This is a genomic window from Saccharothrix sp. DSM 118769 (assembly GCF_052936295.1).
The window spans coordinates 3,844,852-3,858,891 of record NZ_CP193627.1 but is presented as its reverse complement, the minus strand read 5'-3'; the positions used below and the strand labels follow the sequence as shown (position 1 = coordinate 3,858,891).

Genomic DNA, 14,040 nt, shown 5'->3' with positions numbered 1-14,040 from the left:
GGCGGCACCGGGGCGCGCTACCCCGCCCGCGCCAGGACCCGCACCACGCCGAGGGCCGCGACGGCGGCCGTGAGCAGGGCCGTCGCGAGCAGCAGCCCCGCCCCGGGTCGGGTCCCGCGACCGCACAGGGCCCGCCCGCGCCGTTCGGCGGCGGCCCACAGCAGCCCGGTCGCCACCAGCCCCGCGCCGCCCGCCCACGGTCCCACCGGCGGGTCCACCAGGCGCACCGCGACGAGCGAGCCGGCCACCAGCGCGAGCGCGGTGCGCCGCCACGCCAGCGCCGTCCGCTCCGGTTGCAGGCCGGGGTCGCGCTGCGGCGGCACGTCAGCCGACCAGCACGGCGACGGCCACGAGCACCGCGACGGCGGCGACCCCGAGCGCCAGCGGCGCGGCGGGCAGCGGTGCCGGGAGCGGGTCGCCGCGGCGCATCGCGCGTTCCGCGCGCGCCCACCCGGACCAGGCGTGCAGGGCCGCCGCGAAGCCCAGCACGAGCAGCAGCGCGGAGGCGGCCAGGCGCAGCCCCGGGTGCGGCGGCAGGGACAGGGCGTCGAGCGCGACGCCGCCCGCGATCAGCGCGAGCGAGGTGCGCACCCAGGCCAGGAAGGTGCGCTCGTTGGCGAGGCTGAACCGGGGGTCGGGCTCCGCGCCGTCGCGGTAGACCCACCGGGGGAAGCGCCCGCTCTCCGGGTGGTCGTCCGCCGCACGTCGTCGCACCGGACCGGAGGGTACCGGCCGGGGCGCGCGCTCACCGGGCCAGGCCGGTCCAGCGGGCCAGCAGGAGGGTGGCGTCGTGCCCCGGCGGCGCGTCGGCCCGCAGCGCGCCGAGCAGGCGCCGGGTCGTCTCCGGCGGCGTGGTCACCGCGGCGGCCTCCGCCCGCAGCAGGTCCGCCAGGCGGTCCGGGGCGACGCGCCCGGTCAGGCCGTCGGTGTGCAGCAGGAGCCAGTCCTGCCTGCCCAGCACCGACTCGCCGACGTCCGGCGGGCCGGTCGGCGGGTGCCCCAGCGGCGGTCGGGCGCCGTCCGGCAGCGGGAGCACGGTCCGGGCCGCGCGCAGCACGAGCGGCTCCGGGTGGCCGGCGTTGACGTAGCGCAGCCGTCCGGAGCGCAGGTCCAGCTCCGCCAGCACGCCGGTGGCGGAGGTGCCCCGCCCGAAGTGCGAGCCCAACGCCTCGTCCACGGCCCCGGCCTGGTCCACGAGGTCGTGCCCGGTCCGCCGGGCACGGCGGTAGGCGGCCAGCGCGGTGGCCGCGGCCAGGCCCGGTTCGGGGCCGTCGGCGGTGAAGACCGCCAGGCCGGCCGCGGTGTCGGAGAGGGTGTAGTCGAACGCGTCGCCGCAGCGCCCGGACGGCTCGTGCAGCGCGCTCACCCGGAACGGGCCGGACGCGCCGGTGAGCGGCGGCAGCAGCGCGCCGACCAGCTCCGCGGGCACCGGGCGCGGCGGGTCGCCGCGGTGGTCGACGGCGTCGCCGAACCGGCCGAGGGCGACGACGAGCCGCCCGAGCAGGCGCGACACCCACCGGCACTGGGTGCGCAGGCCGGGGTCGTCCAGGTCGTCCTCGGCGCACGCGACCTCCAGCACGCCCAGCCGCGCCACGCCGTCCACCAGCGGCACCCACAGCCGCGACCCGGCGGCGCCGCGGGCGCCCACCGGCTGCCCGGTGCGGTAGGCCCGCCCGGCGGGCGTGGTGCCCAGCTCCATCCCCGGACCACCGCCCGCCAGCGCGAACAGGCAGCGCTGGTCGCGGTCGACCAGGTGCACGACGATCCCCACGCCGAGCACCCGGCCCGCCGCCCCGGCCAGGGCGGCCACCCGGTCGACGGACGCGGTCTCGGCGTCCTCGATGAGCCCGACCAGCGCGGTCAGGGGTCGGCCGCGCGGCTCGGGGTCGCGCACCTCGCGGTTGTAGGGCACCCGGTGGAGGCGGGCGAGCTCGTCGAGCCTCTCGTTGACCACGTGCGCCAGGACGTCCCGGTCGAACCGGGGCAGGTCCATCAGGCCGCTGAGGTACGCCTCGATCTCGGTGAGGCCCACGTCGCCGCCGAGGGAGAAGTACCGCATCCACAGGTCTTCGAGCGGCATCTCGGTGCGCCGCGCCGCGTGGGCGAGGGCTTCGCGCTGGTGGTCGTGCCGGTCGGAGAGCACCCGGCCTCAGCGCTTCGCGCCGGGCGGACCGCACGGCGGACCGGTCACCGCGGTGGACAGCACAGCCGGCCCCTCTTCCCGGAACAGGACGTGCGGCACCGCCTCACCTTCCGCTCACCGACCTGCTGTTCCCCGCCGGGGGGTGGCGCCAAACCTCGTACCGCGAGCACCACCCTGATGCCGAGGTGGCACTCCGAGTGGCGGTGAAGTGTCGATGTGGTTACGGTGGGTTCGTGGGTTGAGACGACAGCCTGCTCCGAACAGGGCCCGGTGGGCCTTCCAGGAGAGGTCGTGTCATCACGTGAGTCGTCTCCCACGCCGCGAACCGGCACAGCGCATCACCCTCACGGAGGGGGTGCGCACGCCGTGAAGGTCGCGATGGTGTCGGTCGACGCCAACCCCCTGTCCGTCGCCGCGCCCCGTCCCGTCGGCGAATCGGTCGAGCGCGTCGCCGACCTGTCGGCCGCGCTGGCCGCGCTCGGCCACGACGTGGTCGTGCACACCCGCCGCGACTTCCCCGACGCGCCCGAGCGGGTGCCCGCCCGGCAGGGCTACGACGTCCTCCAGGTGGACGCCGGGTCACCGGGCGCGGAAGCGGACCTCGACGCGTTCACCAGGGCCCTCCACCGGCGGTGGTCGGTCGACCGGCCGGACGTCGTCCACGCCCACGGGTGGGCCTCCGGCCTGGCCGCCGTGCTGGCGGCCCGGCGGTTCGACGTGCCCGTGGTGCAGGACTTCCACGGGCTGGGCGTGCTGCGGCAACGCCTGGGCGCCCCGGTCGAGCGCCGGCGCGCCGGCACCGAACGGCTGCTCGCGCGCGAGGCGGCGCGGGTGCTGGCCGCCCACACCGCCGAGCTGGACGACCTGGTGCGCGCGGGCGTGCCCAGGCAGCAGGTGTCCGTGGTGCCGCACGGGGTGGACGTGGAGAGGTTCACCCCCGACGGTCCGGTGGCGGGGAAGCGCCTGGCCCGGCGCGTGCTGTCGGTGGTCGGCCTGCGCCCCGGCGACGGGGTGGACGACCTGGTCACCGCGCTGCGGGCGGCACCGGACACCGAACTGGTCGTCGTGGGCAGCGCGGTCGCCGGCCCCGAGGCGCTGGAGGAGCGGGTGCGCCGGTTGCGGCAGCACGCGCTCCGGTGCGGCGCGGGCGACCGCGTGCGCCTGGTCGGCCCCGTGCACCGCGCCGCGTTCCCGGCGCTGCTGCGCTCGGCGGACGTGCTGGTCACCGTGCCGGACGAGGTGGAGAGCACCGCCGTCGCGCTGGAGGCGATGGCGTGCGGGGTGCCGGTCGTCGCCACACCCGCCGGCGGCATGGCCGACGTGGTGGTCGACGGCGTGACGGGCCTGCTCGTCCCGCCCGGCGACGTCAGGGCGCTCACCGGCACCCTGCGCCAACTGCTGTCCGACCACGCCCGCCGCGACGCGTACGGCACCGCGGGCGCGGACCGGGTGGCCTCCCGCTACGCCACCGCCCGGGTCGCGCAGGACGTGGAACGCGTCTACCTGCGGGTCACCGGCCTCGACGAGGTGATGCCCCTCGTCGAGGAGGGCATCGACGCCGTGGGGTAGGGCATGTCCGCCACGTCACCCGTCACGCCCCCGGTCGGCGTGGCGGGTGGCGTGCAGGAAAGCGCCGACCAGGAGCAGCAGCAGGCCGGCGAACACCAGGGGCAGCGCCAGCAGCAGGCCCAGCACCACGCACTCCACGCCCAGGCACACCAGGCCTGCGAGGAAGCACCGGCGGCGCGTCACCGGCACCCGGGCCGGGCGGCCCGAGAGCAGCGCGGCCAACCCCGGGTCGGTCCTCGTCAGCCGCCGTTCGATCCCGCGGAGCTGGTCCCGAACGTAACGCGCGTCCACGCCGACCTCCCTCGGTGCCCGGTCTCGCTTACCCGTCCCGGCGCCGTCGATGCCGGGGCTCACCCGTCGGTGTCCCGGGAGCCACCTGCCCGGTGGCGGCGGTCCGCTCGACCGGGCATGGTTCGCGGCGGCAGCGGGCACTCCAGGGATCACCGAGCAGCGGAGGCGACGACATGACTGGTGCCGAGTCGCGGGGCGACCGGCCGGCGGACCTGGCCGGGACGCGGCACGACCTGGCGGTGCGGCTGAGCGAGGTCGCCCAGGACCTCCACGCCCGGAAGGGCACGCAGGAGACGTTGGACGAGATCGTGCGCGCGGCCGTGGGGACCATCCCGGGCGCGTGGCACGCCGGCCTGATGACCGTGGTGGGCAGGCGGGAGATCCGGACCGTGTCGGGCACCGGCGACGTCGTGTTCGAGGTGGACCGGTTGCAGTACGAGGCCGGCGAGGGACCGTGCCTGACCGCCCTGTTCACCGAGAAGGTGGTCAGCGTGCCGGAGCTGGCGGCGGACGCGCGGTGGCCGGTCTTCGGGTCCCGAGCGCACGCGACCGGCGTGCACAGCATGTTGTCGTTCCAGCTCTACGTGCGCGACGACGACCTCGGCGCGCTCAACCTCTACTCCCCCGACGAGCGCGGCTTCGACGAGGACTCGCGGCACGTCGGCGTGCTGTTCGCCAGCCACGCGGCCGTGGCGATGGCCGACGCGCGCAAGGAGGAGCACCTGACCGAGGCCGTGCACACCCGCGACCTGATCGGCCAGGCCAAGGGCATCCTGATGGAGCGCCACAAGCTGACCGCGGACCAGGCGTTCTCCGTGCTGGTGCGGGTCAGCCAGCAGAGCAACACCAAGCTGCGCGACCTGGCGCAGCAGCTCGTCGAGACCGGCCGGCTGACCCCCGCGGCACGCTAGGCGAGGTGGGCGAGGAGGCTGCGGCGGGCGGAGTCGACGTGCTCCTCCGCGACGCGGGCCAGCGCGTCGGCGTCACCGCCGCGCAGCAGGGCCACCAGCTCCCGGTGCTCGGCGACGACCCGCGCCCGGTAGTGGGCGTGGCCCAGGGTGATCCGGCGGAGCTGGAACAGGCGCACCTGCGAGCGGACGGCGTGCCACGCCGCGGTGAGCCTGCGGTTGCCGGCGGCGGCGTAGACCGCGTCGTGGAAGGCGATGTCCAGGGCGAGCAGGCGCGGGCCGTCGCCACCGCCCGCGAGTTCGCCCGCCATCGCGTCGACCAGCCCGTCGAGCAGCGCCAACTCCTCGTCGCCCGCCTTGCGCAGCGCGGTCGTCGCGGCGAGCCGGTCGAGCGCGGCGCGCACCGTGTAGACCTCCTCGACGTCCTCGGCGGTCACCTCCACCACCGTGGTGCCGCGGTGCCACGCGCTGTGCACCAGCCCCTCGCGTTCGAGCAGGGCCAGCCCTTCCCGCACCGAACCGCGGCTGACCTCCAGCGAGGCGGCCAACTCGACCTCGCGCAGCGGCGCGCCCGGCGGGAAGTGGCCCGCGAAGATGGCGTCGCGGACGCGGTCGGCCGACTCCTCCGCGAGCCCGCGTCGGGTGGCCTTCGGCAACGGTGTGCTCATGTCGTAATGTTGACATCAGGTCATCACCCGGTCCACCGTGGGAGCACCACCCCACTCCCGGAGGAGCGCCATGAGCACCCGTCCCGCCTTCCACCTGGCCATCCCGGTCGACGACCTCGGGAACGCGCGCGCGTTCTACGGGGACGTGCTCGGCCTGGCCGAGGGGCGTTCGTCCGACACCTGGGTCGACTGGGACTTCCACGGCCACCAGGTGGTGACGCACGTCGTCCCCGCCGCGTCCGCGCGGGCGGGCAGCAACCCCGTCGACGGGCACGACGTGCCGGTGCCGCACTTCGGCCTCCTGCTCACCGTCGACGGCTTCCACGCCCTCGCCGACCGGCTGCGCGCCGCGGGCACCGCGTTCGTCATCGAGCCCTACCAGCGGTTCGCGGGCGAGCCGGGTGAGCAGTGGACGATGTTCCTGCTCGACCCGGCGGGCAACGCGCTGGAGTTCAAGGCGTTCCGCGACGAGTCGCAGGTGTTCGCCAAGTGAGGGGCGTGCTCGTCACCGGGGCGTCGCGGGGCATCGGCCGGGCGACGGCGGGCGCGTTCGCCCGGCTCGGCGACCGGGTGGCGGTGCACTTCGCGCACGACCTCGCCGCCGCCGAGGAGACCCTGGCCGCGCTGCCCGGCGAGGGCCACGTGCTGGTGCGCGGCGACCTGGCCGACCCCGACGCGGCGCGGCGGGTCGCCGAGGAGGCGGGCGGGGCGCTGGGCGGCGTCGACGTGCTGGTGAACAACGCGGGTGTCGCGCCGACGCCGGAGACCGCGCACCCGGTGACCGGGGTGTCCTACGAGCACTGGCAGCGGGTGTGGCGGCGGACGCTGGACGTCAACCTGCTGGGCGCGGCCAACCTGACCTACTGGGTGGCCAACCACCTCGTCGCGCGGGGCGTGCCGGGGCGGATCGTGAACGTGGGCTCGCGCGGCGCGTTCCGCGGCGAGCCGGACGACCCCGCGTACGGGGCGAGCAAGGCGGCGCTGCACTCGTTCGGCCAGTCGCTGGCGCTGGCGCTCGCGCCGCACGGCATCGCGGTCGCCTCGGTCGCGCCGGGGTTCGTCTCGACGGACCGCCAGGCGCACAAGCTCACCGGCGCGACGGGCGACGCCGTCCGCGGCCAGAGCCCGTTCAACCGCGTGGGCACCCCCGACGAGGTGGCCGCCGCCGTCGTCTACCTGGCCTCCCCCGAGGCGACCTGGGCCTCGGGCGCGGTCCTCGACCTGAACGGCGCCTCCCACCTGCGCCCCTGACCCGCGCGCGTCAGGTCAGCTGGACGCCCACCACGCAGGTGTCGTCGTCCGTGTCCGCACGGCTGTGCGCCAGCAGGTGGTCCAGGCGGTCGTCCAGGGAGGTGACCTCGGCCGCGCAGTCGGTCAGCAGGTCGTCGAGGCACTGGTCGAGGTCGGTGTCGCGGCGCTCGATGAGGCCGTCGGTGTAGAGCAGCAGGGTGTCGTCGGACCGCAGCACCAGCTCGCCCTCCTCGTACTCGGCCTCCGAGATGGCCCCGAGCATGATGCCCCGCAACGTCGACAGCGCGGACGGCCGCCCGTCGCGGATCAGCACGGGTGGCGGGTGGCCGGCCCGCGCCCACCGCAGCACGCGGGTGTCCGGTTCGTACAGCGCGCACACCGCCGTGGCGAAGATGTGGTCGGTGAGGTGGTGCGCCACCAGGTTCAGCCAGCCCAGCAGCTGCGCCGGGCCCGCGCCCGTCGCCGCCAGGCCGCGCAGCGCGTTGCGCAGCACCACCATGCCGGTCGCGCCCTTGATGCCGTGCCCGGTGATGTCCCCGACCGACACGAGCACCTGCTTCGACGGCAGCACGACCGCGTCGTACCAGTCGCCGCCCACCAGGTGCTCCTGCTCGGCCGGTCGGTACCGCACGGCCACCCGCAGGTCGAACGCGTCGAACGACGGCGCGGTCAGCGGCATGATGGCCCGTTGCAGCTGGAGCGCGAGCCTGCTCTGCTCGGCCGCGTGCTGCTCGGTGTGCGCCAGCCGGTCGCGGGTGGCGGACAGCGCCACCTCGGTCCAGTGCTGCGCCGACACGTCCTGGTAGGCGCCGCGCACCGCGAGCAGGCGGTTCGCCGCGTCGACCACGGGTTCGGCGATGACCCTGATGTGCCGCACGATCCCGTCGTGCCGCTGGAACCGGAACGCCGCCGAGCCCGCCCGCCGGTGGTGCAGCACGGTGCGCAGGAACCGGGTGATGGTCGCGGTGTCGTCGGGGTGGCAGTGGTCGGGCAGCCCGGCCAGCGGCACGGGGTCGTCGGTCGGCTCCAGGCCGTAGAGGGCGAACAGCTGGCTGTTCCAGGTGATCCGCCCGCCGCCGACCTCCTCCTCGAACCCGCCGATCCGGCCGAGGCGCTGGGCGTGGTGCAGCAGGTCGGCCAGGCGGGTGGTCTCGTCCTCGACCCGCCACACGACGAGCACGCGGTCGCCGTGCCGGGTGATGCCGATCTCGGCGACGGCGGTGAGCGGCACCTGGTCGACCAGGGCGGTGAGCGTCATGCGCTCGGCGCGGAACGGCTCGCCGGTCGCGTGCACCCGCTCGACCTTGTCGAACAGCGCGCCCTGCCCGGCGGCGAGCGGGTACGCCTCCAGCAGCAGCATCCCGGTCACCGCGCCGCGCGGCCGGCCGGCGAGGTCGACGAACCGGGTGTTGGCGTGGTCGATGCGGAAGTCGGCCAGCTCCCCGGTCGGCGACAGGTGCGGGCGCAGCACGAACGCCGGGTCGAGCAGGCTGTCGGCGAGGTCGACCAGCTCGTCCGGGACGGGCGCGCCATACTCGGCGGGCGGCGTGGTGTCCAGCGTGTGCGCGCACAGCTCGGCCAGCGCCTCGACCTGCCGCCGGATCTGCGGTGGCTGCGGCGGCAGGGGGCGCGGCCAGCAGATCTCCAGCACGCCGACGACCCGGCCGCCGGACTCGGCGGGCGCGGCGACCCGCGCCCCGACCAGGTCGCGACCGCCGATCGACGGCAGGCCGGACTCGGCCAGCTCCGGCAGCCACACCGTCGACCGCTCGGCCAGCGCGCGGCGGGCGGGGGTGGCGACACCGGGCGGCACGTAGTGCCAGCGCCTGGCCTCCTCCGGCGCGAACCCGGCCGAGCCGCGCAGGGTCAGCGACGCGTCCATCGCCGCCGACCAGACGGCGACGGCGGTGGCGCCCAGCGGCGCCAGGGCGTGCTCGAACAGCGATTCCGTGACGGCCTGGGTGTCGCCCGCCGCCAGCGCGCCGCTCTCCGCGGTGCGCAGCCGGACGGCCGCCGACCGCGCCGGCTCGTAGGCCCCGGCCACGTCGGCCCGGTCGGCGAGCAGGTCGCCCGCCACCTCGGTGAGCCGGTCGCGCGCCGCCTGGTTGACCACGTCGGCGGCCAGTTCCAGCAGCCCGACGCCGGACTGCCCGGCCAGCAGCGAGAGCTGCCGGGACGCCTCCGCCGGACCGCACCCCAGCCGCTCGACCAGCACGCCCTTCGCCATCTCGATCAGCGCGCGCCCGTCGGCCACGGCGTGCGCCTCCCGCACCTCGCGGGACAGGCGCTCGACGGTCGCCGCCAGCCTGCTCAGTCCGGCGCCGCTGCCGGCGGGCGCGGTCTGCGCGCCGAGGGCGGCCGGGCCGGTCGGCGCGGTCGGCGCGCTCGGGGCGGGTGTGGTCAGCGGCGGTCCTGTGTCGGGCGTTCCGGGTGTGTGCACTCACGGTCTCCTCTGGGGCGGCGGGCGTCCGGGGGTCGGGCCACTAGCGGTCCAGCCACCGCTGCACGCACGTGACGAGGTCGTCGGAGTCGACCGGCTTGGTGACGTAGTCGTTGGCCCCCGAGTCGAGGCTCTTCTCCCGGTCTCCCGGCATCGCCTTCGCGGTGACCGCGATGATCGGCAGGTCGGCGTGCTGGGGCATGGCGCGGATGGCGGCGGTGGCGGCGTAGCCGTCCATCTCCGGCATCATCACGTCCATCAGGATCAGGTCGATCTCGGGGTGGGCGGTCAGCACGTCGATGGCCTCGCGCCCGTTCTCGGCGTGCAGCACGGCGATGCCGTGCAGCTCCAGGATGCTGCTCAGCGCGAACAGGTTGCGCGCGTCGTCGTCGGCGATCAGCACCGTGCGGCCGGTCAGCCCGCTCTCGTACGGCCGCGGCTCCGGCGCCCGCGCGTCCTCGTGCCGCACCAGCGGCAGGACGTCGCCGGGCACCTCGGCGGTCAGGTGCAGCGCGATCCGCTCGCGCAGCTCGTCCAGGCTGGACAGCAGCTCCAGCGGCCGGTCCGCCGCGCCGGACTGGAGCCTGGTCTCCTGCTGCGTGGTCAGCCGCCGGGTGTTGTGCGCCAGGACCGGCACGGCGCGCGCGCCGGCGTCGCCGTCCCTGGCCTCCAGGAACGCCAGCGCCTCGTCACCGGGCATGTCCAGCTCCAGCACCACGCAGTGGCACGGTTCGGCGGCCAGCACCGCGGCGGCCTCCCGGGCGTCCACGGCGGTGATCACCTCGACCGGCCCGCGCGGGTCGTTGCTGTCCGCGAGGTCGGTGACGGCGCTCTGCGCGACCAGCGACAGCAGGCCCTGGGGCCGCTCCTCGATGACCAGCAGCCTGCGCTTGTGCGGCTGCGGGGCGGCGGGCTCGACCGGGGTCGGGTCCTGCGCGGCGGGCAGCGCCGCCGGTTCGCGGACGTGCTCGACCGGGGGCAGCTCCTGGAACTCGGGGCGCGCGACCGGCAGGTAGAGGGTGAACGTGCTGCCCTTGCCCAGCTCGCTCTGCGCGGTGACCACGCCGCCGAGCAGGTAGGCGATCTCGCGGCTGATGGACAGGCCCAGGCCCGTGCCGCCGTACTTGCGCGAGGTCGTGCCGTCGGCCTGCTGGAACGCGCCGAAGATCGACTCCAGCTGCTGCTCGGCGATGCCGATGCCGGTGTCGACGACGCGGAACGCCACGGCCTGGCCGTGCCGCCGCACCGACGAGGGCAGCTCGGCGGCGTCGGCCGGTTCGATGTGCAGCTCCACGCCGCCCGCCTCGGTGAACTTCACCGCGTTGGACAGCAGGTTGCGCAGCACCTGCCGCAGCCGCGAGTCGTCCGTGAGCAGCTCGGCGGGCACGCCCGTCGCGGTGGTGATGCGGAACCCGAGGCTCTTCTGCGTCGTCATGGGCCGGAACGTGGCCTCGACGTAGTCCAGCAGCTGGCGCAGCGCCACGCGCTCGGGCGTGATGTCCATCTTGCCCGCCTCGACCTTGGACAGGTCGAGGATGTCGTTGATCAGCTGGAGCAGGTCCGAGCCCGCCGAGTGAATGATGCCCGCGTACTCCACCTGCTTGGGGGTCAGGTTGCGGGTCGGGTTCTGGGCGAGCAGCTGCGCCAGGATCAGCAGGCTGTTCAACGGGGTGCGCAGCTCGTGGCTCATGTTGGCCAGGAACTCCGACTTGTACTTCGAGGCCAGCGCGAGCTGCTTGGCGCGCGCCTCCAGCTCGGAGCTGGCCTGCTCGATCTCCAGGTTCTTCCGCTCGATGTCGCGGTTCTGCGACACCAGCAGCGCGGCCTTCTCCTCCAGCTCCGCGTTGGACTCCTGGAGCTGCTCCTGGCGCTTCTGGAGCTCGCTGGACCGGGTCTGGAGCTCGGCGGCCAGGCGCTGGGACTCCTCCAGCAGCTCGTCGGTGCGGGCGTTGGCCACGATGGTGTTGACGTTGACGCCGATGGTCTCCATCAGCTGTTCGAGGAAGTCGCGGTGGATCGGGGTGAACCGGTGCACGGACGCCAGCTCGATGACGCCCAGCACCTGCCCCTCGACCACGATGGGCAGCACGACGAGGTCGCTGGGCTCGGTCTGCCCGAGCCCGGAGGTCACCGAGACGTAGCCGGGCGGCACCTCGTCGACCGCGATGGTGCGCCGGCTGCGCGCGGCCTGGCCCACCAGCGACTGGCCGAAGCGGAAGCGGGTGGGGCGGGCGTCCGGCTCGTCGTCGCCGTACGGCCCGCCGTAGGAGGCGATCAGGCGCAGCTCGGGCTTCTCCGGCGCGTCGTCGGACAGGTAGAACGCGCCGTACTGGGCGGAGACGAGGGGCGCCAGCTCGTCCATGATCAGCTCGGCGACGACCTCCAGGTCGCGGCGGCCCTGCATGAGCCCGGAGATCCCGGCCAGGTTGGTCTTGAGCCAGTCCTGGTCGCGGTTGGCCTTGGTGGACACGCGCAGCGATTCCACCATCGAGTTGATGTTGTCCTTCAGCTCGGCCACCTCGCCGGAGGCGACCACCGTGATGGACCGGGTCAGGTCGCCCGCGGCGACCGCGCTGGTGACCTCGGCGATGGCGCGCACCTGGCGGGTGAGGTTGCCGGCCAGCTCGTTGACGTTCTCGGTGAGCCGCTTCCAGGTGCCGGAGACGCCCTCGACCTCAGCCTGGCCGCCGAGCTTGCCCTCGCTGCCGACCTCGCGGGCCACGCGCGTGACCTCGTCGGCGAACGACGAGAGCTGCGCCACCATCGTGTTGATGGTGGTCTTGAGCTCCAGGATCTCGCCGCGGGCGTCGACGTCGATCTTCTTGGACAGGTCGCCGAGCGCGACGGCGGTGGTGACCTGGGCGATGTTGCGCACCTGGTTGGTCAGGTTGTTCGCCATCGAGTTGACGTTGTCGGTGAGGTCCTTCCAGGTGCCCGCCACGTTCGGCACGCGCGCCTGGCCGCCCAGGATGCCCTCGGTACCGACCTCGCGGGCCACCCGGGTGACCTCGTCGGCGAACGCGGACAGCGTGTCCACCATCGTGTTGATCACGCCGGCCAGCGCGGCGACCTCGCCCTTGGCCTCGACGGTGATCTTCTGCGACAGGTCGCCGCGCGCCACCGCCGTCGCGACCTGCGCGATCGACCGCACCTGGCCGGTCAGGTTCGACGCCATCACGTTGACGTTGTCGGTCAGGTCCTTCCAGGTGCCGGACACGCCGCGCACCGTGGCCTGGCCGCCGAGGTTGCCCTCCGTGCCTACCTCGCGCGACACGCGCGTCACCTCGTCGGCGAACGCGGAGAGCTGGTCGACCATCGTGTTGATGGTCTCCTTCAGCTCCAGGATCTCGCCGCGCGCGTCCACCCGGATCTTCTGCGACAGGTCGCCCCGCGCCACGGCGGTGGTGACCTGGGCGATGGAGCGCACCTGGGCGGTGAGGTTGTCGCCCATGACGTTCACCGACTCGGTGAGGTCCTTCCAGGTGCCCGAGATGCCCTTGACGTCGGCCTGGCCGCCGAGCCGGCCCTCGGTGCCGACCTCGCGGGCGACGCGGGTGACCTCGTCCGCGAACGAGGAGAGCTGGTCCACCATCGTGTTGATGGTGTTCTTCAGCTCCAGGATCTCGCCGCGCGCGGTCACGATGATCTTCTGCGACAGGTCGCCCCGCGCCACCGCCGTCGCGACCTGCGCGATCGACCGCACCTGGTCGGTCAGGTTGCCCGCCATGAAGTTCACCGAGTCGGTGAGGTCGCGCCACGTGCCCGAGACGCCCTTCACGTCGGCCTGACCGCCGAGGATGCCCTCGGTACCGACCTCGCGGGCCATGCGGGTGACCTCGTCCGCGAACGACGACAACTGGTCCACCATCGTGTTGATGGTGTTCTTCAGCTCCAGGATCTCGCCGCGCGCGTTGACGGTGATCTTCTGCGACAGGTCGCCCTTGGCGACGGCCGTGGTCACCTGGGCGATGTTGCGGACCTGGTCGGTGAGGTTGCCCGCCATGAAGTTCACCGAGTCGGTGAGGTCGCGCCACGTGCCGGACACGCCCTTCACGTCGGCCTGGCCGCCCAGCCGCCCCTCGCTGCCCACCTCGCGCGCCACGCGCGTCACCTCGGCCGCGAACGACGAGAGCTGGTCGACCATCGTGTTGACGGTCTCCTTCAGCTCCAGGATCTCGCCGCGCGCGTCCACGTCGATCTTCTGCGACAGGTCGCCGCGCGCCACCGCTGTCGCGACCTGCGCGATGTCGCGCACCTGCGAGGTCAGGTTGCCCGCCATGGCGTTCACCGAGTCGGTGAGGTCCGCCCACGTGCCGGAGACGCCGGGCACCTCGGCCTGGCCGCCGAGCCGGCCGTCCGTGCCGACCTCGCGCGCCACGCGCGTCACCTCGGAGGTGAACAGCGACAGCTGGTCGACCATGCCGTTGAAGACGGTGGCGATCTCGCCGAGCAGCCCCCCGGAGTCGTCCGGCAGCCGGGTGCCGAAGTCGCCGTCGCGGACCGCGGTCAGCCCGGCCAGCAACTGGCGCAGCTCCGGCTGGTCCGCGGCGTTCGCAGCCTGTCTCGTCGTCCGCTTGGCGGCGGTCGAGCCGCCTCCGACCGTCGTTCCGGCCATGCCACCCTCGTTCCTCGCCGAACCCGCGCAGAGATGCGACAAGCGCCCGCTCTGAGTTGAACGGGCGCTTGCGTCCCGGCAACCGTACACGCGACGGGCCGCCACCGTCGTGCCGCCACGGCGATCCCCCACCACCCGCGAGGCGTCCGGGCCGA

Annotated in this window: 11 protein-coding genes; 4 read left to right on the top strand and 7 right to left on the bottom strand. The window is 74.6% G+C overall.

Features of this window, described 5'->3' with window-relative positions; all coding sequences use genetic code 11:
• Nucleotides 1-17 precede the first annotated feature (17 nt).
• From ACRAKJ_RS16845 to ACRAKJ_RS16835, 3 genes are read right to left on the bottom strand one after another with little or no spacing between them, the layout of a single operon-like run.
• On the bottom strand, nt 18-323 hold the full coding sequence (locus ACRAKJ_RS16845) for a DUF202 domain-containing protein (RefSeq protein WP_438921776.1): 306 nt from the start codon (nt 321-323) through the stop codon (nt 18-20).
• A gap of 1 nt (nt 324) precedes the next feature.
• Nucleotides 325-714 (bottom strand): DUF202 domain-containing protein, encoded by a 390-nt coding sequence (locus ACRAKJ_RS16840; protein WP_438921775.1) that lies wholly within the window; start codon nt 712-714, stop codon nt 325-327.
• Between the two features lie 31 nt (nt 715-745).
• Nucleotides 746-2,143, bottom strand: coding sequence for a SpoIIE family protein phosphatase (locus ACRAKJ_RS16835; RefSeq protein ID WP_438921774.1), 1,398 nt, complete (start codon nt 2,141-2,143; stop codon nt 746-748).
• Between the two features lie 366 nt (nt 2,144-2,509).
• Between ACRAKJ_RS16835 and ACRAKJ_RS16830 the strand changes: the two genes are divergently transcribed.
• Entirely contained in the window at nt 2,510-3,712 is a 1,203-nt protein-coding gene (locus tag ACRAKJ_RS16830; RefSeq protein WP_438921773.1) for a glycosyltransferase, read from the top strand.
• A 15-nt stretch (nt 3,713-3,727) separates the two neighbouring features.
• Here the strand turns inward: ACRAKJ_RS16830 and ACRAKJ_RS16825 are convergent, their stop codons facing one another.
• Nucleotides 3,728-4,003: a DUF3040 domain-containing protein gene (locus tag ACRAKJ_RS16825; RefSeq protein ID WP_438921772.1), complete on the bottom strand. Its 276-nt coding sequence runs from the start codon at nt 4,001-4,003 to the stop codon at nt 3,728-3,730.
• A gap of 173 nt (nt 4,004-4,176) precedes the next feature.
• Here ACRAKJ_RS16825 and ACRAKJ_RS16820 point away from each other — a divergent pair, with 173 nt between their 5' ends.
• Nucleotides 4,177-4,914: an ANTAR domain-containing protein gene (locus ACRAKJ_RS16820; protein ID WP_438921771.1), complete on the top strand. Its 738-nt coding sequence runs from the start codon at nt 4,177-4,179 to the stop codon at nt 4,912-4,914.
• Here the strand turns inward: ACRAKJ_RS16820 and ACRAKJ_RS16815 are convergent.
• Complete coding sequence (locus ACRAKJ_RS16815) at nt 4,911-5,579, bottom strand: FCD domain-containing protein (RefSeq protein ID WP_438921770.1); 669 nt, start codon at nt 5,577-5,579, stop codon at nt 4,911-4,913. The genes ACRAKJ_RS16820 and ACRAKJ_RS16815 overlap by 4 nt on opposite strands.
• Nucleotides 5,580-5,649: 70 nt before the next feature.
• Between ACRAKJ_RS16815 and ACRAKJ_RS16810 the strand changes: the two genes are divergently transcribed.
• The gene (locus ACRAKJ_RS16810) at nt 5,650-6,072 is read left to right on the top strand and encodes a VOC family protein (RefSeq protein ID WP_438921769.1); all 423 of its coding nucleotides are present in this window, start codon (nt 5,650-5,652) and stop codon (nt 6,070-6,072) included.
• Nucleotides 6,069-6,830 carry an SDR family oxidoreductase gene (locus ACRAKJ_RS16805; RefSeq protein WP_438921768.1) on the top strand — a complete coding sequence of 254 codons (762 nt, stop codon included), beginning with the start codon at nt 6,069-6,071 and terminating at the stop codon, nt 6,828-6,830. The genes ACRAKJ_RS16810 and ACRAKJ_RS16805 overlap by 4 nt, the downstream gene beginning before the upstream one ends.
• A 10-nt stretch (nt 6,831-6,840) precedes the next feature.
• Here the strand turns inward: ACRAKJ_RS16805 and ACRAKJ_RS16800 are convergent, their stop codons facing one another.
• Complete coding sequence (locus ACRAKJ_RS16800; RefSeq protein WP_438921767.1) at nt 6,841-9,270, bottom strand: SpoIIE family protein phosphatase; 2,430 nt, start codon at nt 9,268-9,270, stop codon at nt 6,841-6,843.
• Between the two features lie 43 nt (nt 9,271-9,313).
• Entirely contained in the window at nt 9,314-13,885 is a 4,572-nt protein-coding gene (locus tag ACRAKJ_RS16795) for a HAMP domain-containing protein (protein ID WP_438921766.1), read from the bottom strand.
• Nucleotides 13,886-14,040: the final 155 nt, after the last annotated feature.

Bases quoted from the DNA above. Each gene is read 5' to 3' on its own strand.
- ACRAKJ_RS16820 (WP_438921771.1), top strand. From the start codon at position 4,177: ATGACTGGTGCCGAGTCGCGGGGCGACCGGCCGGCGGACCTGGCCGGG.
- ACRAKJ_RS16815 (WP_438921770.1), bottom strand. From the start codon at position 5,579: ATGAGCACACCGTTGCCGAAGGCCACCCGACGCGGGCTCGCGGAGGAG.
- ACRAKJ_RS16810 (WP_438921769.1), top strand. From the start codon at position 5,650: ATGAGCACCCGTCCCGCCTTCCACCTGGCCATCCCGGTCGACGACCTC.
- ACRAKJ_RS16795 (WP_438921766.1), bottom strand. From the start codon at position 13,885: ATGGCCGGAACGACGGTCGGAGGCGGCTCGACCGCCGCCAAGCGGACG.